Origin of the sequence: Campylobacter sp. (genome assembly GCF_030528245.1) — a bacterium.
Taxonomy (GTDB): Bacteria; Campylobacterota; Campylobacteria; order Campylobacterales; family Campylobacteraceae; genus Campylobacter_D.
This window is the reverse complement of the sequence record NZ_JAUMZG010000018.1, coordinates 1-22,170: the sequence shown is the minus strand read 5'-3', so window position 1 is coordinate 22,170 and position 22,170 is coordinate 1. Positions and strand designations below refer to the sequence as shown.

Here is a 22,170-nt window from a genome sequence, read left to right as displayed (position 1 = left end):
AAAAATTATACAAATACCCTTGCAAAAATTGCATCGACATTCTTCGTGTAATAACCATAATCAAAGCATTTGCGAATGTCCTCCTCGCTCAGGCCCTGCCTCAAATCCCCATCATCAAGCAGGGCTAGCAAAAACAAGCTCTCGCCCCTTTCATTGAGCGCGGCCTTGCCCGCTTGTAAGTCTTGCCAAACCTTCATCGCATTTCTTTGAACGATTTTGTAAGCATTCTCGCGGCTAATCCCCCTAAAAGGAAGCTCCAAAAGCACCCTCCCCGAAAAGACGAGTCCGCCAGTTGCGTTTAAATTTTTCATCATATTTTTGGGATAAACGAGCAAATTTTCTATCAGACCAGTCAGTCTAGCAAGCATAAAATCGCTCGTGATGAAAGCATCGGGCAAAATGAAACGCTCCACACTGGAATGGCTGATGTCCCTTTCGTGCCATAGGGCTACATTTTCAAGCGCTGGAGTAACGAAAGAGCGCAGCACCCTGCAAAGCCCGGTGATGTTTTCGCTCAAGATGGGATTGCGCTTGTGGGGCATGGCTGAACTCCCCTTTTGTCCCTCGCTAAAATACTCCTCGGCCTCATACACTTCGGTGCGTTGCAAATGCCTTATTGCTACGGCGATTTGCTCGCAGCTTGCCGCCAAAACAGCAAGAGCTGAAATCACCTGCGCATAGCGATCCCTTTGGATGATTTGATTGGACACGGGGGCGGGTTTTAGTCCCAAATCTTTACAAATTTCCTCTTCAAATTCCAACGGAGCATGAGCAAAATTTCCCATAGCTCCACTGATTTTGCCGTAGCTAATGACTTCCTTGGCTTGGCCTAAAAGCTTTTTGGCATTTTTAATGGCATCAAACCAAACGGCCATCACCAAGCCAAAAGTTATGGGTTCGCCATGAATCCCATGACTTCTACCGACCATGAGGGTATTTTTATGCTCTTTGGCTCTTTTTTCAATCGCCCTCAAAAGCCCATCCACATCATCTAAAATCAATTCCAAGCTCTCCTTTATCTGCAAGGCCATAGCCGTGTCGATGCAATCAGAACTCGTCATCGCATAATGCACAAAGCGACTCTCCTCACCCAAGCTCTCGCTAACACTTGTCAAAAAGGCTATCACATCGTGCTTTGTTTCTTTCTCTATCGCGTCGATTCTTGCGATATCAAATTGGGCGTTTTTTTGAATTTTTTCACAATCATCATCACCAATGAGTCCCAACTTATTCCAAGCCCTAACCGCAGCCAACTCAACCCTAAGCCAGGCATTATACTTGGCCTCTAAATTCCATTTTTCAGACATGGGTTCACGACTGTATCTTTGAACCATACTTCAAAACCTCAATTTGCTATAATTTTCAAAAATTAAAAGGGCAGAATGATAGTCAAAAAAGTATTAAAAAAGAGTAAAAATGTCTTATGAAAAACTTAAACTAGAATTTTTAGCAAATGCCGAAAAAAAGGCTTTTGTCGTGTTAATGCAAAACTTAAAAATTTCCATGAGTGAGGCACAAAAACTCATTGATAAAAAAAGACTTTTTTGTGAAGGAAAATTGGTAGAAAAAAAGAATGAAAATTTAAAAGGACTGGTGGAACTTGTCATTTATAAAAATAATCCTAGAGGCGTTGAAATTGTCTTTGAGAATGAAGATTTTGCCGTGCTTGAAAAACCAAGCGGGGTGCTAAGCCATCCTAATGGGAGACATTGTGAGTATAGTTTGTGTGATGAAATTTGGCACTTGTGGGGTGAAAAAGCTTGCGTAGTCCATCGCTTGGATAAAGAAACGAGCGGGCTTATACTTGTAGCGAAAAATAAAAATTCTCAAACAGAATTGAAAAAAATGTTTGAAAAAAGACGGGTTCAAAAGGAGTATTTGGCGATGATTGAGGGTTGTTGTGCTGAAGAATTTCAAGTTGATTTGGCTACTAGTTTGACAAAAAATTATGATGATGTAAAAACAAGAATGCAAATTTGTGTCGATGGTAAAAGAACGGTGAGTGAATTTAAGAGGTTGAAATTTTATCCAAAACTTGATGCAAGTTTGGTGCTTTGTAAGCCTCTAACCGGCAGACAGCACCAATTGCGTTTGCACTTGTTTCATATGAAACATAAAATTTTGGGAGAGCCCTTATATGGCTTAAAAAAAACTCAAATCGAGCAAATTTTAGATAAAAAAATCAGTGAAAGGGCAAGAATAGAACTTACAGGAGCCAAAAGACTAATGTTGCATTCTTATCGCTTAAATTTTACCTACAAAAAAAGTCATTTTGATATATTTTCTAGGTTTAAATTTGAAAATGTATGATCGACAAAATGTTTAATATTTTTCTAAGCTTTAAAATCTTATTCATTGTTCCAAAATATCCTGATGATATAAGATGATATGGATAAAAACTACAAATTTATTTTTGAGATTCTCCAAAATCATCAAAACATACACAAATGTTTAACATTTAAAATAGTTTCGCTCTATAATTTCCCCCACTTACTATTATGTTCATAAATTTTTTCGCATGATACTAACGATCCATATTATTTAAAAAGTAATTTTATTCTTTGAGTAAAAATTTTTAATTCGATATTGTTCGAAACAAACCTTAAAAAATATCTTGTCTACCATATAAATACAAAAAACATTTTTAAAAATTCTATGCCCTCTTTTTTCAAAAATGAAAAACATCGCGAAATATTTGACTATATTTTTGAAATAAATCATTTTTATTCGTCATTTTCCTTTTTTAAAATACGAATTATGCTAAAAATCCCCACTCCAACCACAATAAAAATAAAAACAATTTCCCCTATATCCAAAACACTCATAAACTCTTACTTCTCTTTAAGCTGTCCGCAAGCTGCCGAAATATCAAGCCCTCTACTCTCTCTTATAGTGCAAATTACGCCCTTGTTACTGAGCAAATCTTGAAATTTTAAAGCATTTTCGAAACTAGGTCGCCTATAGAGACTATCTTGATGAGGATTGAATAAAATCAAATTCACCTTAGCATTAATACCATTAAGCAATTTCACAAGCTCTTTTGCATGTTCAATTTTATCGTTTATCCCATCAATTAAAAGGTATTCAAACATCACTCTTTTGCGCGTATCAATAGGAAATTCTCGCACCGCCTGCATGATAGAAGCGATATTATAAGCTTTATTAATGGGCATTAGCTCACTTCTCAGCGCATCATTGACCGCATGCAAAGAAATAGCAAGCAAAACGCCCAAATTCATTTCACCGAGCTCCTTTATCTGCTTTGCAAGTCCGCTAGTGCTGATAGTTTGCCTGCGAGGACTGATGGCAAGACCTTCATTTTGAGAGAGAATTTTCACAGCCTTAGCAACATTTTTGAGATTGTCCAAAGGTTCTCCCATACCCATATATACGATATTTACACGGCGTTCATAAGGAATTTGATGATGTTTTTTTATCCACAAAATCTGCCCCACAATCTCTCCCGCACTTAAATCACGCTTCAAGCCGCCCTTAGCCGTGAGACAAAAGCTACACCCACTTTTGCAGCCCACCTGAGAGGAAACACAAATAGTATATTTAGCGTATGAAATCCGCTTACCCCGAGCATCAAATTTTTCTTCTTTCATCGGTAAAAGCACAGATTCTATTTTTAAGCCATCCTCAAGCTCAAAGAGGTATTTCACACTTTTGTCTTTGCTTTGCTCAAATTTTATGCATTTTAGCGGGGAAAAATGATAGGTTTTAGCCAAATTTTTTCGCAAAGATTTGGGCAAACTTGACATTTGAAAAAAATCATCAACATATTTTTGATAAATCCATTGATAAATTTGTTTCACACGAAACATAGGCTTAATTTTTTCTTCAAGCTCTTCAGGTAACAAATCTAAAATATCAACAAGTTTTTTCACATAAATCCCTAAATATAGCAATTATTTTTCAAATAACAAACTAATTTTTCTTTAGCTTTTTGATGGTTTTTAGTAAAATTTTCGTGAGCATTTTCATCACAAAAATTGGTCGCACAAAGTAAACATTTAGCAGAAATGCCAAATTTTTTCGCCACACTCAAGACCGCAAAAGCTTCCATATTTTCAAAATGAAGTCCTAAATTTGCGAACTTTTTTGCAGCTTTTGAATCATTGCAAATATAATTTGACGAATTCACCCTATAGCCTTGAGACGAGATAAAAATTTCACTTTTTGCTGGAGTATAAAAATTATGACTGAGTTTTGCAAATTCCACATTAAAAGCGTGAAAGCTTTCATAAAGCTCCAAAATTTCGCCCTTGTCATAAATTCCGCAAGTGCCGATAAACAAAATATCTTTTGGTCTATACATCAAACAAAATTGCGTCAAATTAATCGCACTTTCTACAAGTCCCACACCTATGGCTTTGGCAAAATCAAAATTTTCATTTCCACCCGCACAAACTATCATAATCTTCTCAAAAAATTTAATAAAAATCGGCAATCATAACTAAAAAATACTTAAAATTAAGAATTTTCAGCTAGAGTAAGCATTTTATGATTAAGGCAAAAAAACAATATGGGCAAAATTTTTTAATCGATAAGGAAGTTTTGCAAAAAATCATCCAAGCCATGCCCAAAAATATAAATAATATCGTTGAAATTGGGCCTGGCTTAGGTGATTTAACGCAGGATCTTTTGAAAATTTCTAGGGTTAAGGCTTATGAAATTGATGATGAGCTGGTATCCTTTTTACAAAAAAAATTTCAAAACGAGCTTGAAAGTGGAAGATTAAATTTGATCCATCAAGATGCTAGTGAAGTTCTAAGCCTTGATAACAAAAAGTATTTTTTGGTTGCAAATTTGCCTTATTACATCGCAAGCCACCTCATTTTAAGGGCACTAGAGGATGAAAATTGCTCGGGTCTTATTGTGATGGTGCAAAAAGAAGTGGCGTTAAAATTCTGCGCCAATGCCGGAAATAGCGAATTTTCAGCCCTGAGTGCTTTGAGCGCTATGATTTGCAAAAGAAAATTGCTTTTTGATGTCAGTCCCTTGTGTTTTAATCCCCAACCAAAAGTTGTCTCATCGGTAATGAGCCTGATTAAAAAAGCAGAATTTAAGGATTTTTGCGAACCAAACGCTTTCAAAAATTTTCTCAAAATTTGCTTTCAGGCTCCAAGAAAACAACTCGTGAGCAATTTAAAGGCACACAAGGCTGAGGTTTTGGAATTTTTAAGAGCCTTAGGATTAAAAGAAAATGCTAGACCGCACGAGCTTTGCGTTAGCTCATACCTTAAAATTTATGAAAAATTAAAGGATAAATTATGAACGAAAAAATAGAGCAAAATGGTGAAAATCCCAATTCAAATTCCAAAAACAACAAGCGCTACAAATACAAAAACCGCCGAAAAAAGCTCGCCGACTCCCTAGACGCTCACAGCGCACAAGATAGCGAAAATCCCCAGCAAACAGGATCTGGCGAAGTGAAGAAAAAAAGGAGAAATCGCAACCTCCCCTCCAAGCTCGTGGGCAACGAAGACTGGCAAATCGCCCTTGCAGAGTGCATTGAAGCCAATCGCCTTTCGCACGAAATGAGGCTCCACCCTCTCAAATTCAACAACTCAAGCGAGCACAAAATTCTCATCACCCCCCTCGGCGGACTGGGTGAGATCGGCGGCAATATCAGCGTTTTTGAAACCAACAACGACGCGATTATCGTGGATTTAGGCATGAGCTTTCCCGACGGGACCATGCACGGGGTGGACATCATCATCCCCGATTTTGACTATGTGCGTAAGATTAAGGACAAAATTCGCGCCATCATCATCACACACGCTCACGAGGATCATATCGGTGCGGTGCCGTATTTTTTCAAGGAATTTCAGTTTCCTATTTACGCCACGCCTCTAGCGCTGGGGATGATTTCAAATAAATTTGAAGAGCATGGCTTAAAAGCTGAGCGCAAATGGTTCCGCCCCGTAGAAAAACGCAAGGTCTATGAAATCGGCGAATTTGACATAGAATGGATCCACATCACGCACTCCATCATCGACGCCTCCGCCCTCGCCATCAAAACAAGGGCCGGCACCCTCATACACACAGGCGATTTTAAAATCGATCAAACACCCATTGACGGCTACCCCACCGACCTAAGCCGCCTTGCACACTACGGTGAGGAGGGCGTTTTGTGCCTCTTAAGCGACAGCACCAACTCCTACAAAGAGGGCTACACCAAAAGCGAAAGCTCCGTGGGTCCTACTTTTGATCAAATTTTTGCCAGAACAAAAGGCAGGGTAATTATGAGTACCTTTAGCTCCAACATCCACCGCGTTTATCAGGCCATCACTTACGGGCTAAAATACGGCAGAAAGGTCTGCGTCATCGGGCGTAGCATGGAGCGCAATCTCTACACCACCATGGAGCTGGGCTACATCAAGCTGGATAGGAAAATTTTCATCGATGCCGATGAGGTTAGCAAGTATAAGGACAATGAGGTCCTCATCGTTACCACAGGCTCTCAGGGCGAAACGATGAGCGCACTTTACAGGATGGCAACCGATGAGCATAAATTCATCAAAATCAAGCTCACGGATCAGATCATCATCTCCGCCAAGGCCATCCCCGGCAATGAGGCTAGCGTCTCAGCCGTGCTCGACTACCTTCTCAAGGCAGGCGCTAGGGTCGCCTACCAAGAATTTAGCGAAATTCATGTGAGTGGGCACGCGAGTATGGAGGAGCAAAAACTCATGCTAGCCCTTGTGAAGCCTAAATTTTTCCTGCCCGTGCATGGTGAGTATAATCACATCACCAAGCATAAAGAAACAGCAATGCAGTGCGGCATCCCTGAGAGAAATATCTACCTCATGAGCGATGGCGATCAGGTGGAAATTTGCCAAAAATACATCAAGCGCATCAAAACCGTCAAAACGGGCAAGGTCTTCGTGGATAATCAAATCAACAAGCAAATCGCCGATGATGTCGTCATCGATCGCCAAAGGCTAGCCGATAGCGGCATAGTCGTCATCATCGCGCAGCTTGACAAGGCAAGCAAAACCCTCATCAACAAGCCAAGAGTCTTCAGCTACGGGCTTGTCGCCGACAAGCACGACCACGCCTTCAGCAAAGAAATGGCCGATGTTTTGAGCGTATTTTTCACGAGCGCCAAGGATGAGTGGTTCAACGACACTAGATTTTTGGAAAATCAAATCCGCACCGTGCTCAGAAAGCACATTTTTAGAAAAATCAAAAAATACCCGACCATAGTGCCAACCATTTTTGTGATGTAGAATTTGAGTTTTGAATTTCTAAGGAAGTTGATGAGAATCAATCAATTCATATCCCACAACGGCCCCCACTCCCGCCGCCAAGCCGATACGCTCATCAAGCAAGGCTTGGTTAAAATCAACCATAAAATCGCCCAGCCGGGCGACATCGTCAAAAGGGGGGATAAAATTTTCATCCAAAACAAGCCTCTTCACAAAAAAACGCAATTTAGCGTCATCATCTACCACAAGCAAAAAGGCGAAATCGTAAGCCGCAAGGACGACAGGGGCAGGCGGACCATCTACCACAGTCTGCCTAAGGAATTTAGCACTTGGCCAAGCGTGGGACGGCTCGACTTTGCCAGCAAGGGGCTGCTACTTCTCACCGATGCGCCTGCCATAGCCCATGCCTTGATGCATAGCGATCTGGAGCGAGAGTATTACCTCAAAGTGCGCGGCAGCATCGACAAAAAAGTCATTGAAGCTATGCAAAAGGGGCTTGAAATTTCTGACTCCAAAAAGGGCGCTCACGCGAAAAGCAAGATCAGCACAATGTGCTTTGCTCCCTTTTTGGACTTTGAAATTTTCGGCTCAAGTGGGGGTTACACGAAGCTAAGGGTCGTGATAAACGAGGGCAAAAACAGAGAGCTCAGGCGCTTTTTTGGGCATTTTGATTTGGAGGTGGTGGGATTGAAGCGGGTCGCCTTTGGAATTTTAGAACTGGGCCTGCTCAAAGCAGGAAAACACCGCTTTTTAAAACGCAGCGAGTATGAAAAACTACACGACTTTTTGAAGACAAATGGAGTGCGTTGTTGAAATTTCAAACAAGACAGCAGATTACGCGGACGGTGCATCTCTTGCTTGCGGGACGGGGGCTTTAGAATTTTGGTTCTTTTAGGATAAATTTACTCCGTCCGCTAAAAAGAACATTAAGAAAAGGAGACAAAAAATGAAAATCTATGCCACCAATGCAGAAGTGAGTGATAATCAAGGCTCCAATGCAGAAATTTGGGAAAAAATTTACGCGAGTAAGGAGTGGGGGAAATACCCTAGCGAAGCGGTGATTCGCTTCATCGCGCGCAATTTTTACAACGCGCCCGATAGGTCAAAAGTGCGTATTTTAGAGCTTGGGCTTGGCACGGGGGCGAACCTTTGGTTTTGCGCACGCGAGGGCCTTGGCGTGAGTGGCGTGGAGTGGAGCAGGACGGGCGTGGAGCGCTTTAAAAAGCGGCTTGAGGCGGAGGGTTTGGCTGGGAAAATTTGCCAGCTTGAAGTGGGGGATTATTTAGAAAAACTTGATGAGTTTAAGGACGAAGGCTTTGATGCGTGGCTTGATAGCTATTCTCTAGCCTATAATGACTTTGAAAAAAGCAAAAAGATCATCAAAAAGGCTATGGCCAAACTAAGGCCCGGCGGGAAATTTCTCTCCATCACGCCCAGCTTTTATAATGAGGGCTTTGTGAAAGATGAAAATTTGGGACACCACTGCACTAAGCCCACACAAGGGAGCGATGCTTTCACGGGTGTGATCCGTTATTGCGATGAGGCGGATTTGCGAGAGCTTTATGAGGGGGAGGGCTTTGGGATTAGCGATATAAAAATTCACATCAATAAAAGCCTAGAAAAGCAACTTAATGAGCTTTATATCGTCGAGGGGGTGAAATTATGATGGAGTTGTGGGAGGGGATTTTTGCAAGTAGAGAGTGGGGGAAGTATCCGCCCGAGTGCCTCATCCGCTTCATCGCGCGTCATTTTTACAACGCGCCCGATAGGTCAAAGGTGCGCATTTTAGAGCTTGGGCTTGGCACGGGGGCTAACCTTTGGTTTTGCGCACGCGAGGGCCTTGGCGTGAGTGGCGTGGAGTGGAGCAGGACGGGCGTGGAGCGCTTTAAAAGGCGGCTTGAGGCGGAGGGTTTGGCCGGGCAAATCGGGCAGCTTGAGGTGGGGGATTATTTAGAAAAGCTAGATTGTTTTGAGGATGGGGGCTTTGATGCTGTGCTGGATGTCGCCTCGCTTTGTTGTAATGAATATAAAAAAACGCAAAAAATTTTTCAAAAAGCCTTCAAAAAACTCAAAATCGGGGGGAAATTTTTCTCCACGGCTCTTGGCTTGGGGAGTCTTGGCTCTGGTGAGGGATTTTTCGAGCCTAAGGAGGGCATTTATACGGGCGTGGGGAAACTGCGCTTTGATGATGAGGCGAGTTTAAAGCAGCTTTATGCGGCGCAGGGCTTTGAGGTGCGAAATTTCAGCACGCAAATTTTAGAAAGCGGGGGGCAAATCATCGATAAAATTCACATTTTTGAGGGGCAAAGATATGCTTAGCTTCACACGGGGGGGGGGGGGGTAACCCTCTCAAAAATAAGGGCGTGGAAAATGAGTAAGACAAGCCTTGATCATTTTTTAGAGCGGGAGAATTTGGCGCCGCGGGATTTTAGCGGGGATGTGTATTTTAAGCCTGATTATGCCGCACTTTATGGTGAGGCTTTTGAATTTAGCTTTCGCGAGGGGGGTAGGGTTTTTCACACCCTAGCGGTGAAAACATCGGTCGCAAACACGCCCTTTTTTGACTTGCAAACGCCCTATGGCTACGGAGGATTTAGCACAAATTCAAACGATGAGGGCTTTTTGCAAAGGGCCCTAAACGCCCTAAAATCAAAAGCTATAGAGCAAAAAATAATCGCCTTTTTCATCCGCTTTCATCCCTTTGATGAAAATTTAAACCTCTATCAAAAGCATTTAAATTTTTTCAAAAAAGAGCGTCAAATCGTCATCGTCCCCACCGCAAGGCCCCTCGCGCACATAAGGAGGGACTACAACCCCCGCATCAAAAGCTATGTGCGAAAGGCTAGGGTCGAGCTTGAGCTTGACATTGTGGAGCAGGGCCAAGCGTGGGATGAGCTTGAGCGCTTTCACGCCCTTTACACGCAGACGATGCGGCGCACAGGAGCGGGGGAATTTTATTTTTTTGATCGGGTTTATTTTGAAAGGCTTTTAAAGCTGGAGCAAAATTTACTTTTAAAAGCCTCTTTTAAGGGCGAAATTCTAGCCTATGCGAGTTTTTTTATGGGGAGGAACTTTGCTTACTATCATTTAAGCGCTAATTCGCATCAAAAAAACGCCAATGCTGCCCTGCTTGATTATTTCTTTGAGCTTTGCCATCAAAGGGGCATAGCCTTTGCCCTGCTGGGTGGGGGCGTGAGCGATGGGGATGATTTGTTTTATTTCAAGCAGAGATTTTCGACACTTTTTGGGCATTTTCACATTGGGGGTTTGGTGTGCGATGAGGAGGCTTACCGCGCACTTTCACAAGGATTTGACAATAACTTTTTTCTAAAATACCGCCATCAAAATGGGGGGGGGGGGGGTAGAATTCGTGCCTTTTTCTAGAGAAAAAGCCGCCTGAGAATGCCAAACGATGAAAGGTTTTGATGAGTATTTTTGAAAAAAATTTAGCCGCCTTGAATGATGATGGCCTAAAAGCCGCCCTTTGGAGCATAAAATTTTCACGCTTTCGCATCCTGCAAGGCGCGCACGCCCTTGATGTCAATGTGCTTGACACGGGGGGGGGGGGGGAACTCTACGCCCATCCCAAAGAGGAGCTAGAAGCGATGCTTGAGCGCTACCGCACAAAATACACCCTCTATCCTGTGCTTTATTTTTACGGCTTTGGCAACGGGCTGCTTTTTTCCGCCCTGCTGGAAAACCCCAAGCTCAAATTCATCGTGGTTTTTGAGCGTGATTTGGAGTTGCTTCATACCCTCTTTCATCATTTTGATTTTTCACTCTGGCTGGGAAAGGTTTTGTTTTTCAACCCCTGCGGGCTTAAGGACGGCACCCTTGAAAATCTAGCCTCAGACTTTTTAATCTACGCGCGGCTTTATTTTTTAGAGCTTATGAGCGATTATTACGCGCAGTTTGAGCAAGAAATTTTAAGGATCAATTCCGCGCTGGCGGCCGCCTTTAAAAACGCAATCTTACTGCGAGGAAATATGCCCCTTGATGTTTTGGAGGGTGTGCGCAATTTCACCCTCAACCTCCCCCAGATGATAGCGCGCCCTACCTTCAAGGAGCTCCTAGCCAAGAGAAAGGGGCTTTGTGAAAGTGCCATCATCGTCTCCACAGGCCCAAGCCTAACCAAGCAACTGCCGCTTTTGAAAGAGGTGCAGGAGAGGGCGCTCATTTTTGCCGCGGACAGTGCCTATAAAATTTTGTATGAAAACGCCATCAAGCCAGACTTCGTCTTCATGCTAGAGCGCACACATTTCACGGCAGAATTTTTCAACAACGACTTTGGAGATTTTGACAAAGACATCCTTTTCATCGTCAAAAGCCTAGCCCACCCCAGCGCGGTGGAGTATTTGGAGCGTAATGGGCGCAACTACCTTCTACTTTGCGCGCAGGATAATCACTTCATCCTCTACACTGCTCTAAGGGCCTTTGGCTACCTTTTTATGGGGCCTAGCGTGAGTAATGCTAATTACAACCTAGCCCTCGAGCTTGGCATCAAAAACATCATCCTCATCGGGCAAGACCTAGCCTATGCTGAGGATCTCACCAGCCATCCCGAGGGCTATCTCTACGGCGTCGATGATATGGATGAGGCGCAAGAGCACAAGGAAAATGTCCCCCTCGAGGCCTACGGTGGCAGGGGCGTGGTGCGTTCTAGTTGGTATTGGCGCCTTTTTAAGGAATTTTTGGAGCAGAGCATCGCTAATGCGAAGGGAATCAAGACCATCAACGCCACCCAGGGCGGCGTGCGCATCGCAGGCAGCATAGAAATGCCCTTTAAAAAGGCTTGCAAGCGCTATTTTTCCAAGCCTTTTTCTAAGAATTTCGCCCCCCTTGAAGGACCCAGCGAGGCAAAGCAAAAGGAATTCCTCCTTCGCGCCTGCTTTAAGATGCTGATAAGCCTGAGGACTACGAGAAAATTTAAGGCCCAAAGCCTTGATTTTCATCAAGAGCTTTTTGATGCGCATTTAAAATGCGAAAATTTAGAGCTTGGGTCGGCCTTGAGGCTTTTGGAAAATTTGCTTGAGCGCTGTGAGGCGTGGATGGAGGGCTTCAGGGACGCACCGCATAAAAACGCCTTTTTCTCGCCGCTTGATCCGCTTTTTTTGCAGTTTGAAATCAACATCCAAAAACTACGCGTCCTCATCCCCCTCACCCCAGAAGATCGCTTCAACAAAAGCCTCAAAATCGTCCAGGAGTACTTGGAGCTAGCCCAGCTTGCTTGCAAAATTTTGGGCGAGCAGGAGCAAATTGTAAATCAAGCTTTGTTACAATTGGAAAAAGAAATTTCAAAGAAAAATTTAAGCAAAGCCTACAAAAGACTTAAAGAAAGATGCGAGGATGCCTGAAAAAATTCTCATCACCGGCGCCAATGGCTTCATCGGCTCTCATCTGTGCGAGCTTTTGCACGAAAAGGGCCTTCAAATCCGCGCCCTGAATGAATACAACTCCTTCAATTTCTGGGGACATTTGGAAAAAATCCCCTGCCAAGATGCCCTTGAAATCATCAGTGGCGACCTGCGCGATCCCTTTTTTTGCCAAAGGCTCTGCGAGGGCGTTGGGGCCATCTTTCACCTAGGCGCCCTCATCGCCATCCCCCACTCCTACCTCGCGCCCAAAAGCTACGCCGATACCAACATCCTAGGCACCCTCAACCTCCTCGAGGCCGCCAAAACTCAAGGCGTGAAAAAATTCATCCACACCTCCACCAGCGAGGTTTACGGCTCTGCGCTTTATACGCCCATCGATGAAAAGCATCCCCTGCAGCCGCAAAGCCCCTATTCTGCTAGCAAAATCGCCGCAGACATGATGGCGCTCAGTTATTTTCACAGCTTCGATTTGCCCGTTTGCATCGCCCGCCCTTTCAATGCCTACGGACCCCGCCAAAGCGCGAGGGCCTTCATCCCCAGCATCATCAGTCAAATTTTAAGCGGGGCCAAAGAGCTTAAGGTGGGCAGCCTCAGTCCCAAGCGGGACTTGAATTTCGTCCGCGATACTTGCTGGGGCTTTTGGGCGATTTTTCAAAGCGGCAAGAACGGCGAGGTTTATAACATTGGCAGCGGCGCAGAATACAGCATGCGTGAGGTTTTAGAGCGGGTGTGTGAAATTTTAAAATGCGAGGTCAAAATCACAGAGGATGCCGCGCGCATCCGCCCCGAAAAAAGCGAGGTGCAAAGACTGCTTTGCGATAGCTCCAAGCTCAAAGCCATCAGCGCGTGGGAGAGTAGGGTTAGCCTTGAGGAGGGTTTGGATGAGACCATCGCCTACATCAGAGCGAATTTAGATAGCTATAAAAGTGGAATTTATAATGTTTGAAAAAGAAATCGCCTTCATCAAAAGCCTCTACCCCAAGCGCGAGAAAATCCCCCTCCACGAGCCTTTTTTTGACGCGCGTGAGGAGGAGCTTGTGAGCGCGTGTCTTAGAAGCGGCTTTGTTTCTAGCGCGGGGGAATTTGTAGAGCGACTTGAGGAGGAGCTAGCGCGCTTTACGGGCGCAAGATACGCCGTGGCTACGAGCAGCGGCACGGCAGCCCTTCACACCGCACTGCTAGCCTGCGGTGTGGGTGCGCAAGATGCAGTCATCACGCAAGCTTTGAGCTTCGTGGCGACGGCTAATGCCATTGCTTATACGGGCGCCGAGCCGATTTTTTTGGACTCTAGTCTTGAAAATTTGAGCCTTAGCGCGGCGGCGGTTGGGGAATTTTTAGAAAAACACAGCTTTTTGAAAGAGGGTAAAAGCTTTGAAAAAGCGGGAGGTAGGCGCATCAAGGCCTTGATCGTGATGCATACCTTTGGTCTTGCTGGGGAGGTGAGGGCGCTTAAAAAACTCTGCAAAAAGCATGGCATCATACTCATAGAAGATGCTGCCCAGGCCTTGGGAAGCCTGTTTAAAAATAAAAATTTAGGCACCTTTGGCAAAGTAGGAATTCTAAGCTTCAATGGCAATAAAATCATCACCGCAGGCCTTGGCGGCGCCCTGCTTACCAACGACAAATCCATCGCCGCAAAGGCACGCCACCTAAGCACCACGGCTAAAATTCCCCACCCTTACCGCTTCAGCCATGACCGCGTGGGCTATAACTATCGCCTTGCAAACCTCAACGCCGCCCTGCTTTTGGCCCAGCTTGAAAAAATGCCGCGCCTTTTGGAGGATAAAAGGGCGACCGCGCGGCTTTATGAGAGCTTTTTTGAGGGGGGGGAGTGTTGTGAATTTGTGCGAGAAAAAGCGGAGGAGCGGAGTAATTTTTGGCTTTGTGCCTTGAAATTTAAAAGAGCAAAATGGCGGGAGCGTTTCATTGAGGAGTGCTGGAGTGAGGGCATTTTGGTGCGTCCTATTTACAAAAGCCTAGCCACGCTTAGGCCCTATAGGCATTGTCAAAAGGACGCCCTTAAAAATACGAAAATTTTAGAAAAAAGCTTGGTGAATTTACCCAGCTCCCCAAGGCTAGCCCGGTGAAAGAAAAGCTCATCATCATAGGCTCTGGCGGACATGCACTTTCCTGCGTGGATGTGATAGGGCTTGAGGGGAAATTTGAAATCGCGGGCGTGGTTTTGGAAAATACTAACGCATGCAATGAGCTGAATTTGCCCATTTTAGGCACGGATGAGGATTTGAGGAGTCTTTTTGTGAGCTACAAATTCGCCTTTTTGGCCTTGGGGCAGATCAAAAGCGCGCAGCGTAGGATGGAGCTTTTTTGGCGACTTAAAACTCTGGGCTTTGCCCTGCCCACCATCATCTCCCCCCTAGCCCATGTATCCGCAAATGCCTCTGTGGGCGAGGGCAGCATCGTGATGCACCACGCTCTTGTCAATGCGGGCGCAAAAGTGGGCGCGGCCTGCATCCTCAATTCCAAAGCCCTCATCGAGCACGGCGCACGCGTGGGGGACTTTTGCCACATCTCCACAGCGGCGGTGGTGAATGGTGATTGCATCGTGGAGCGGGGGAGCTTTGTGGGCTCCAACACCCACCTAAGGCATCAGCAAATTTTAGGGGAAGGGTCCATTTACTACCACAAACTAGGCTCTGAGGCCTCACATGGGGGGGGGGGGGGGGGTAGACCTCCCGCCAAGGTGGCAGCGTGAGTGGCCTAAGGATAGGCTACTTTGCCGATGGGAAATGGGCCAGGTGGGCGCTTTTGAAATTTCAAAATGATGAAAATTTGAAAGTCGTCTTTGTCGTTTTGAGAGTGAAAAAGGACGAGAAATTGCAAAAACTCGCGCAAAAATTTGCCATCCCTTGCTTTGTGCTTGAGGATATTAACGCCCCGCAGAGTTTGAAATGTATCGCGGATTTTAAGCCCGATTTGCTCGTTTCTATGAGTTTTGACCAAATTTTTAAAGCCTCACTTTTAAAGGCTTATGCGAAGCGCATTATTAACTGCCACGCAGGGAAACTGCCCTTTTACAGGGGGCGTAATATCCTAAACTGGGCACTCATCAATGATGAAAAAGAATTTGGCATCACCGTGCATTTTATCGACAGCGGCGTGGATACGGGCGACATCATCTTGCAAAAATGCTTTCCCATCAGCGATGCGGACGATTATACCAGCCTTTTAAAACGCGCTTTTAAAGAATGCGCCCTCCTGCTTTATGAGGCGGTGCTTTTGTTTTTAAACCCGCCCGTGAAAGCCACCGCGCAGAGCGGCTTTACCTGCCCACGCCGTAAAGAGGGCGATGAGAGGATTGACTGGGGTAAATCCACGCGCGAAATTTTTAACTTCATCCGCGCGCTAAACGCTCCAGACCTTGGCGCTTCGGCTTTTATCGAGGGATCTTTGGTTAAAATTTATCAAAGTGAAATTTTAAGCCAGAATTTTAAGGGCAAGGCGGGGGAGATTGTGAAAGTGGATGCGGATGGCTTTGTCGTTTGCACGAAGGATGGGGCTTTGAGGGTTAGAAAATTTAAGGGCGTGGTATTTTTAGGCGCTCGTTTTGAGGGGGAGTGAAGTGGCCTGGGCGTTTGCTGTGGGGTGAAATTTAAGAGTGAGTTTAAACCGCTAACTCAAGCGCTTTGAGGCACTTTTGAAGCCAAACGCTGGGCGTTTCTTTTCAAAAAGCTTAAAACCTTTCGTTAGGTTGGCTTTGGGTTTCTTAGAATATAGCGTTAGTCTTTACGATTGAAGGTTGGTAGACGGTGGAAACCTGAAAATTTGAGTAGACTGGATTGAACTTATCCTTAAACCCTCACGCGTAGGTAAGCCGCGTGGGCTAGGGCTACAGCGATGGCGTCCGTGATGTCTAGAGGCCTGATGTCCTTTGAAATTCCAAGCAATCTTTTCACCATAAAGGCTACCTGCTCCTTGTCGGCCTTCGCTTTGCCCGTGATGGCTTTTTTAACCTGCAAGGGGGTGTACTCGGCGAAATTGCCGTGAATTTGGAGGATTTTAAGGCTAAGCGCGCCGCGGAATTGGGCGAGCTTGAGGACGGACTGGGGATTGTGAGCGAAAAAGATGTCCTCGACCGCCACCTCATCAAAACGATGCGCCTTGAAAATCAAATCAAGCCCCTCGCAAAGCTCGGCGATTTGATACTGCAGGATGCTGGGTTTGATTTTAATAAGCCCAGCTTCGATGAGCTGGGTTTTATTTTTATCCGCCTCGATGATGGCATAACCACAAAATCGGCTGCCTGGGTCGATCCCTAAAATTTTCATATTAAGCCTTTTAAAGAATTTCACAGTGTGAAAAAGTGTGAATTTTAACTTTTTTTATGGAATTTAAAGATAAAATCCCCGCTTAAAATTTTCAAAAGTAGGGCGAATGGACGCGGGTGAAATACTGAAGTACTTTCAAAAAAAACTTTCTATAAACGAGTATGAAAATTACATCTCTTGCTTGAAATTTAACGAAAAGCAGAGCAGGGCAGATTTTTTGATCTTCAACGCGCCGAATGAATTTTTGGCCAAATTCATCCAAACCAAATACGCGGAAAAAATTGGTTATTTTTACGAAGCCCAAAGCGGCAATAAGGCCACAATACTCATCCAAGGCTCAGCACAAAAGGGCTCGGGTAAAAATCACAAAATCGACATCGCAAACATCAAAATGCAAAGCACGATTTTGAACCCATCTTTTACCTTTGAAAGCTTTGTGGTGGGCGACTCCAATCAATACGCGTATGCCACTTGCAAGGCTGCTAGCTCTAAGGACAAGCTGGGAAAACTTTACAATCCTATCTTCATTTACGGGCCTACAGGACTGGGGAAAACGCATCTGCTCCAAGCTGTGGGGAATGTCTGCCTTGAGATGGGAAAAAGGGTCATTTACGCCACGAGTGAGAATTTTATCAATGATTTTAACGCACACATCCTCAACAAAACCATGAGTAAATTTCAAGAAAAATATAGAAGCTGCGATGTTTTGCTCATAGATGATGTGCAATTTTTGGGGCGCACGGATAAGATTCAGGAGCAGTTTTTTTTCATTTTCAACGAAATCCGCGACAAATCGGGGCAAATTATCATGACCTCTGATAATCCACCCAATATGCTAAAGGGCATCACAGAGCGGCTAAAATCACGCTTTGCTAACGGCATCATCGCGGACATCACCCCGCCGCAGCTTGAAACAAAGATCGCCATCATCCGCAAAAAATGCGAATTCAACGAAGTCTATCTTAACAATGAAATCATCACCTACATCGCTACTTCAATGGGAGATAATATCCGTGAAATCGAGGGCATGATCACCAACCTCAACGCTTACTCAAGGCTCATCAATCAAGAAATAAGTCTTGAAGTTGCCAAGGAAATGATGAAGGATCACATTAAAGAAAAAAAGGAAAACATTACTATTGAGGAGATTTTAAATCACATCAGCAAAGAATTTAACATCAAAACAAGCGACATCAAGTCCAACAAAAAAACGCAAAATATCGTGACCGCTAGGCGCATCGTTATCTTTTTAGCCAGAGAGCTTACAACCCTCACCATGCCGCAGCTTGCGATGTTTTTTGAAATGAAAGATCACACCGCCATCTCACACAATATCAAAAAAATCAACGAATTGATTTTAGAAAAAGCGGAATTGAAGAGTAAAATTGAAGAGTTGAAAAACAAAATTTTGACCAAAAATCAAAGCTAAAATGTGAAAAATTGTGAAGAAAAAATGAAAATTATAGAAACTAAAACTATGATAGAATAAATTTTTGAAGCGATTTTTCACATTTTCAATGGGCTTATTATTATGATGAAATAAAAATTTAATCCACGAAAGGAAAATTTCATGAAGTTAAATATCAACAAAAACACTCTAGAATCCGCTATATTTCTATGCAGTGCCTACACAGAAAAAAAGGACTCAAGCGCCATCACTTCCCACTTGCTCTTTCAGGCTGAAGAAGATAGGCTCATCATAAGGGCTAGCGATTATGAAATAGGGATCAATTATAAAATAAAAAAAATTCGCGTGGATGATCCCGGCTTTGCCACCGTCAATGCAAAAAGCATCGCCGATACGATCAAAAATTTAAACAATGAAGAAGTAACCCTTGAGACCATCGATAATTCCCTCTTTATCAGACAAAAAAGCACAAAATACAAGCTTCCTATGTTTAACTATGAAGATTTTCCAGCCTTTCCAAGCGTGGAAAATAAAGATAAATTTGACATTGATTCTAGTGATTTGAGCAGGTCCTTAAAGAAAATTCTCCCAAGTATTGATTCCAATAATCCAAAATACGCTCTTCACGGAGCCCTTTTGGACATAAAAGAAAACAAAATCAACTTCATCGGCACAGATACGAGGCGCCTTGCCATCTACACCCTAGAAAAAGCCAGTCCCGATGCGTTTAGAATCAACATCCCCAAAAAAGCCATCATGGAAATGCAAAAGCTTTTTTATGAAAAGATTGAAATTTTTTACGATGAAAATATGCTCATCGCAAAGAACGAGAATTTTGAATTTTTCACAAAGCTCATCAACGACAGCTATCCTAACTACGAAACGGCTATCCCAAGCCAGTCCAAGCAAAAGCTTGTTTTCCAAACCGAAGATTTCACCGACTCCTTGAAAAAAATCAGCGTCATCGCAGAAAAAATGAAACTCCACTTTCTTAAAGACAAGATTATTTTTGAGGGCATCAGCCTTGATAATATGGAAGCCAAAACAGAACTTGAGTGCCAAACCAACCTCAGCGAGGAATTCACCCTCACCACATCCATCAAGCATTGGCTTGACTTTTTATCATCCATCGAAGAGGAAAATTTTACCCTCGATGTCAATGAATCCAATTTGCCCTTCACGCTAAATTCCGGCGGACTGCAAATGATCATCATGCCCGTCATCATCTAAGGAAAATCATGCAAAAAAATTACAGCGAAGGTAATATCAAGGTCCTAAAGGGTCTAGAGGCGGTCAGGAAGCGCCCTGGGATGTATATCGGCGATACCAACATCGGCGGGCTCCACCACATGATTTACGAGGTCATAGACAACTCCATCGATGAGGCTATGGCGGGGTATTGTGATCATATTGAAGTGGAGCTTACCACTGAGGGCAGCTGCATCGTAAGCGATAATGGCCGCGGCATCCCTGTAGGCATGCACCCAACGGAAAACATCCCCACCCTCACCGTCGTCCTCACCGTGCTTCATGCGGGGGGTAAATTTGACCAAGACACCTACAAGGTCTCAGGCGGCCTCCACGGCGTGGGGGTTTCAGTCGTCAATGCCCTTTCTAAAAAGCTCGTCGCCACCGTGCAAAGGGAAGGAGAAATTTACCGTCAGGAATTTGCAAGGGGACAAATTGCCAGCGAATTTGGCAGTATAGGCAAGAGTGAAAAAACAGGCACAAGCATAGAATTTTGGCCCGATGAAAGTATTTTTGAGGTTACGGAATTTGATTATGAAATTCTAGCCAAACGTTTCAGGGAATTGGCCTATCTCAATCCCAAAATCACCATAAATTTCAAAGACAACCGCACGGGCAAAAACGAGAGCTTTCATTTTGACGGCGGGATTTCGCAGTTTGTTAGTGATTTGAACAAAAAACAAGCCCTCACCAAGCCCATCTTTTTTAGCACCGATGAGGATAATGTCAATGTCGAAGTCGCTCTCCTTTACAACGACAGCTATAATGAAAATTTGCTTTCTTTTGTGAATAACATCAAAACCCCCGATGGCGGCACTCACGAAACAGGCTTTAGAATGGGACTCACGCGCGTCATCACCAACTATGTCGAGGCCAACGCCAGCGCAAGGGAAAAGGACAACAAAATCACCGGCGAGGATGTGCGTGAGGGGCTCATCGCCATCGTCAGCGTGAAGGTGCCAGAGCCACAGTTTGAAGGACAGACCAAAGGCAAGCTCGGCTCCTCCTATGTGCGCCCCATCGTGAATAAGGCCACTTTTGACTATCTTACGAAGTATTTTGAGGAAAATCCCACCCATGCTAAAGCCATCATGAATAAGGCCCTAATGGCAGCCAGAGGCAGGGAGGCAGCGAAAAAGGCGCGAGAGCTCACACGCAAAAAAGAAAGCCTAAGCGTGGGCACTTTGCCGGGCAAACTCGCCGACTGCCAAAGCAAGGATCCGAGCGAGAGTGAAATTTACTTGGTCGAGGGTGATAGTGCGGGAGGCTCGGCCAAACAGGGGCGTGAGAGGACCTTTCAGGCCATCCTACCCCTGCGCGGTAAAATTCTCAATGTCGAAAAGGCCCGCCTGGATAAAATCCTAAAAAGTGAGCAAATTCAAAACATGATCACCGCCTTTGGCTGCGGCATAGGTGAGGACTTTGACCTCTCAAAATTGCGCTATCATAAGATCATCATTATGACCGATGCCGATGTGGACGGCTCTCACATACAAACCCTACTTTTAACTTTCTTTTTCCGCTTTATGAACGATCTGGTAGCTGGCGGCCACATTTACCTCGCCCAGCCCCCACTCTACCGCTATAAAAAGGGACAAAAGCGAGAAATTTACCTCAAGGACGAGCGCGCCTTGAATGAATTTTTGATTGAGGTGGGCATTGAAAATTCAAACTACGAGGGCATAGGACTTAATGACCTCAAAGACTTTTTAAAAATAGTCGCAGCCTATCGCTCGGTGCTTAAGGATCTAGAAAAACGCTTCAATGTCATCTCCGTTATCCGCTATCTGATAGAAAATCCCGATCTCATCAAGGGCTCTAATGCCGAGCTTTTTGAAGTCATCAAGGCCTTTTTAGAAAAGCGGGGGCATAACATTTTAAATTCCTATCTCAGCGAGGATGCGCTTAGAATTTATGTCCAAACCGAAAGCGGCCTTGAGGAGCTTATCATCAATGACGAGCTTTTTTCCCACCCACTCTACACTGAGGCGACTTACATTTTTGCCAAGATTAAAGAGCGGGAGCTGAATTTTGACCGCGATATTTTGGAAATTTTGGATGAAGTGGAGAAAAATGCCAAAAAAGGCGCCTACATCCAGCGCTATAAAGGTTTAGGCGAGATGAACCCTGAGCAGCTTTGGGAGACGACTATGGATCCTAGCATCCGCAGACTTTTGAAGATCACCATCGAGGACGCCCAACGCGCTAACGACACTTTCAATCTCTTCATGGGCGATGAGGTCGAGCCCCGCCGCGAATACATCCAGGCTCACGCCAAGGATGTCAAGCATCTGGATGTGTGAGCCTCAAATTTTAAAAGGTTGGTATGCAGGAAAAACGAACGCCACACAGCGTCGGCGGTGCGATTGACAAACCGCGGACGGCAGCGTGGGGCCTTAGTGGCTCAGGCTCGCTGCTATTGCAATTTGCCAAAGTGCTGGGCATTGACAACATTAAGCAAGGCTTTTTCGGGCAGGAGATCAATCCCACAAGTTATAATCTCTGCCGTATCAATATGCTGCTGCACAATGTAGGCTTTGAGAATTTTGACATAGCTCTAGGCGACACACTCCTAGAGCCAAAGCATAAAGATGATGAGCCCTTTGACGCTATCGTGTCAAACCCTCCTTACTCTA

The 22,170-nt window shown here is 44.5% G+C and carries 18 protein-coding genes and 2 pseudogenes; 16 read left to right on the top strand and 4 right to left on the bottom strand.

Annotation, left to right across the window (positions count from 1 at the left end):
* Positions 1-5 precede the first annotated feature (5 nt).
* Complete coding sequence (purB, locus tag Q4A73_RS04580) at positions 6-1,334, bottom strand: adenylosuccinate lyase (RefSeq protein ID WP_303206261.1); 1,329 nt, start codon at positions 1,332-1,334, stop codon at positions 6-8.
* An 82-nt stretch (positions 1,335-1,416) separates the two neighbouring features.
* Here purB and Q4A73_RS04575 point away from each other — a divergent pair, with 82 nt between their 5' ends.
* The gene (locus tag Q4A73_RS04575; RefSeq protein ID WP_303206260.1) at positions 1,417-2,310 is read left to right on the top strand and encodes an RluA family pseudouridine synthase; all 894 of its coding nucleotides are present in this window, start codon (positions 1,417-1,419) and stop codon (positions 2,308-2,310) included.
* A 521-nt stretch (positions 2,311-2,831) separates the two neighbouring features.
* On the opposite strand, the gene rlmN is transcribed toward Q4A73_RS04575, so the two are convergent.
* Together rlmN and Q4A73_RS04565 are read right to left on the bottom strand one after the other, a co-directional pair.
* Positions 2,832-3,890: a 23S rRNA (adenine(2503)-C(2))-methyltransferase RlmN gene (gene rlmN / locus Q4A73_RS04570; RefSeq protein WP_303206259.1), complete on the bottom strand. Its 1,059-nt coding sequence runs from the start codon at positions 3,888-3,890 to the stop codon at positions 2,832-2,834.
* Positions 3,891-3,898: 8 nt separating this feature from the next.
* Positions 3,899-4,420, bottom strand: coding sequence for a purine-nucleoside phosphorylase (locus Q4A73_RS04565; RefSeq protein ID WP_303206258.1), 522 nt, complete (start codon positions 4,418-4,420; stop codon positions 3,899-3,901).
* Positions 4,421-4,506: 86 nt separating this feature from the next.
* Here Q4A73_RS04565 and rsmA point away from each other — a divergent pair, with 86 nt between their 5' ends.
* The 11 genes and pseudogenes from rsmA to Q4A73_RS04510 all read left to right on the top strand — a co-directional run bounded on the left by rsmA (position 4,507) and on the right by Q4A73_RS04510 (position 16,171).
* On the top strand, positions 4,507-5,280 hold the full coding sequence (gene rsmA / locus Q4A73_RS04560) for a 16S rRNA (adenine(1518)-N(6)/adenine(1519)-N(6))-dimethyltransferase RsmA (protein WP_303206257.1): 774 nt from the start codon (positions 4,507-4,509) through the stop codon (positions 5,278-5,280).
* Complete coding sequence (locus tag Q4A73_RS04555; RefSeq protein ID WP_303206256.1) at positions 5,277-7,238, top strand: ribonuclease J; 1,962 nt, start codon at positions 5,277-5,279, stop codon at positions 7,236-7,238. Before rsmA ends, Q4A73_RS04555 begins: the two co-directional genes overlap by 4 nt.
* Positions 7,239-7,268: 30 nt before the next feature.
* Positions 7,269-8,030: a pseudouridine synthase gene (locus Q4A73_RS04550; protein WP_303206255.1), complete on the top strand. Its 762-nt coding sequence runs from the start codon at positions 7,269-7,271 to the stop codon at positions 8,028-8,030.
* A 133-nt stretch (positions 8,031-8,163) separates the two neighbouring features.
* Entirely contained in the window at positions 8,164-8,883 is a 720-nt protein-coding gene (locus Q4A73_RS04545) for a class I SAM-dependent methyltransferase (RefSeq protein ID WP_303206254.1), read from the top strand.
* Positions 8,883-9,595: pseudogene (locus tag Q4A73_RS04540) on the top strand (cyclopropane-fatty-acyl-phospholipid synthase family protein). Before Q4A73_RS04545 ends, Q4A73_RS04540 begins: the two are co-directional and overlap by 1 nt.
* Positions 9,588-10,601, top strand: coding sequence for a hypothetical protein (locus Q4A73_RS04535; RefSeq protein ID WP_303206267.1), 1,014 nt, complete (start codon positions 9,588-9,590; stop codon positions 10,599-10,601). Before Q4A73_RS04540 ends, Q4A73_RS04535 begins: the two are co-directional and overlap by 8 nt.
* Positions 10,602-10,642: 41 nt before the next feature.
* On the top strand, positions 10,643-12,571 hold the full coding sequence (locus Q4A73_RS04530) for a 6-hydroxymethylpterin diphosphokinase MptE-like protein (protein ID WP_303206253.1): 1,929 nt from the start codon (positions 10,643-10,645) through the stop codon (positions 12,569-12,571).
* On the top strand, positions 12,564-13,538 hold the full coding sequence (locus Q4A73_RS04525; RefSeq protein WP_303206252.1) for a GDP-mannose 4,6-dehydratase: 975 nt from the start codon (positions 12,564-12,566) through the stop codon (positions 13,536-13,538). The genes Q4A73_RS04530 and Q4A73_RS04525 overlap by 8 nt, the downstream gene beginning before the upstream one ends.
* A complete protein-coding gene (locus tag Q4A73_RS04520; protein WP_303206251.1) occupies positions 13,531-14,679 on the top strand; it encodes a LegC family aminotransferase in 1,149 nt (382 codons plus the stop codon). Before Q4A73_RS04525 ends, Q4A73_RS04520 begins: the two co-directional genes overlap by 8 nt.
* A complete protein-coding gene (locus tag Q4A73_RS04515) occupies positions 14,676-15,305 on the top strand; it encodes an acetyltransferase (RefSeq protein WP_303206250.1) in 630 nt (209 codons plus the stop codon). Before Q4A73_RS04520 ends, Q4A73_RS04515 begins: the two co-directional genes overlap by 4 nt.
* Positions 15,302-16,171, top strand: a complete 870-nt coding sequence (locus Q4A73_RS04510; protein WP_303206249.1) for a methionyl-tRNA formyltransferase — start codon at positions 15,302-15,304, stop codon at positions 16,169-16,171. Before Q4A73_RS04515 ends, Q4A73_RS04510 begins: the two co-directional genes overlap by 4 nt.
* Positions 16,172-16,401: 230 nt before the next feature.
* On the opposite strand, the gene ruvC is transcribed toward Q4A73_RS04510, so the two are convergent.
* Entirely contained in the window at positions 16,402-16,878 is a 477-nt protein-coding gene (gene ruvC / locus Q4A73_RS04505) for a crossover junction endodeoxyribonuclease RuvC (RefSeq protein ID WP_303206248.1), read from the bottom strand.
* Positions 16,879-16,984: 106 nt separating this feature from the next.
* Here ruvC and dnaA point away from each other — a divergent pair, with 106 nt between their 5' ends.
* The 4 genes and pseudogenes from dnaA to Q4A73_RS04485 all read left to right on the top strand — a co-directional run.
* Positions 16,985-18,307 carry a chromosomal replication initiator protein DnaA gene (dnaA, locus tag Q4A73_RS04500; RefSeq protein WP_303206247.1) on the top strand — a complete coding sequence of 441 codons (1,323 nt, stop codon included), beginning with the start codon at positions 16,985-16,987 and terminating at the stop codon, positions 18,305-18,307.
* Positions 18,308-18,448: 141 nt separating this feature from the next.
* A complete protein-coding gene (gene dnaN, locus Q4A73_RS04495) occupies positions 18,449-19,516 on the top strand; it encodes a DNA polymerase III subunit beta (protein WP_303206246.1) in 1,068 nt (355 codons plus the stop codon).
* 8 nt (positions 19,517-19,524) lie between these two features.
* The gene (gene gyrB, locus Q4A73_RS04490; RefSeq protein ID WP_303206245.1) at positions 19,525-21,837 is read left to right on the top strand and encodes a DNA topoisomerase (ATP-hydrolyzing) subunit B; all 2,313 of its coding nucleotides are present in this window, start codon (positions 19,525-19,527) and stop codon (positions 21,835-21,837) included.
* Between the two features lie 98 nt (positions 21,838-21,935).
* A pseudogene (locus Q4A73_RS04485) lies at positions 21,936-22,170 on the top strand (N-6 DNA methylase); the annotation flags it as partial.

Coding starts and splice junctions, on each gene's coding strand:
- Q4A73_RS04525 (WP_303206252.1), top strand. CDS start 12,564: ATGCCTGAAAAAATTCTCATCACCGGCGCCAATGGCTTCATCGGCTCT.
- Q4A73_RS04530 (WP_303206253.1), top strand. CDS start 10,643: ATGAGTATTTTTGAAAAAAATTTAGCCGCCTTGAATGATGATGGCCTA.
- Q4A73_RS04535 (WP_303206267.1), top strand. CDS start 9,588: ATGAGTAAGACAAGCCTTGATCATTTTTTAGAGCGGGAGAATTTGGCG.
- Q4A73_RS04550 (WP_303206255.1), top strand. CDS start 7,269: ATGAGAATCAATCAATTCATATCCCACAACGGCCCCCACTCCCGCCGC.
- dnaA (WP_303206247.1), top strand. CDS start 16,985: ATGGACGCGGGTGAAATACTGAAGTACTTTCAAAAAAAACTTTCTATA.
- purB (WP_303206261.1), bottom strand. CDS start 1,334: ATGGTTCAAAGATACAGTCGTGAACCCATGTCTGAAAAATGGAATTTA.
- Q4A73_RS04565 (WP_303206258.1), bottom strand. CDS start 4,420: ATGATAGTTTGTGCGGGTGGAAATGAAAATTTTGATTTTGCCAAAGCC.
- Q4A73_RS04520 (WP_303206251.1), top strand. CDS start 13,531: ATGTTTGAAAAAGAAATCGCCTTCATCAAAAGCCTCTACCCCAAGCGC.
- Q4A73_RS04575 (WP_303206260.1), top strand. CDS start 1,417: ATGTCTTATGAAAAACTTAAACTAGAATTTTTAGCAAATGCCGAAAAA.
- dnaN (WP_303206246.1), top strand. CDS start 18,449: ATGAAGTTAAATATCAACAAAAACACTCTAGAATCCGCTATATTTCTA.
- gyrB (WP_303206245.1), top strand. CDS start 19,525: ATGCAAAAAAATTACAGCGAAGGTAATATCAAGGTCCTAAAGGGTCTA.
- Q4A73_RS04545 (WP_303206254.1), top strand. CDS start 8,164: ATGAAAATCTATGCCACCAATGCAGAAGTGAGTGATAATCAAGGCTCC.
- Q4A73_RS04555 (WP_303206256.1), top strand. CDS start 5,277: ATGAACGAAAAAATAGAGCAAAATGGTGAAAATCCCAATTCAAATTCC.
- ruvC (WP_303206248.1), bottom strand. CDS start 16,878: ATGAAAATTTTAGGGATCGACCCAGGCAGCCGATTTTGTGGTTATGCC.
- rsmA (WP_303206257.1), top strand. CDS start 4,507: ATGATTAAGGCAAAAAAACAATATGGGCAAAATTTTTTAATCGATAAG.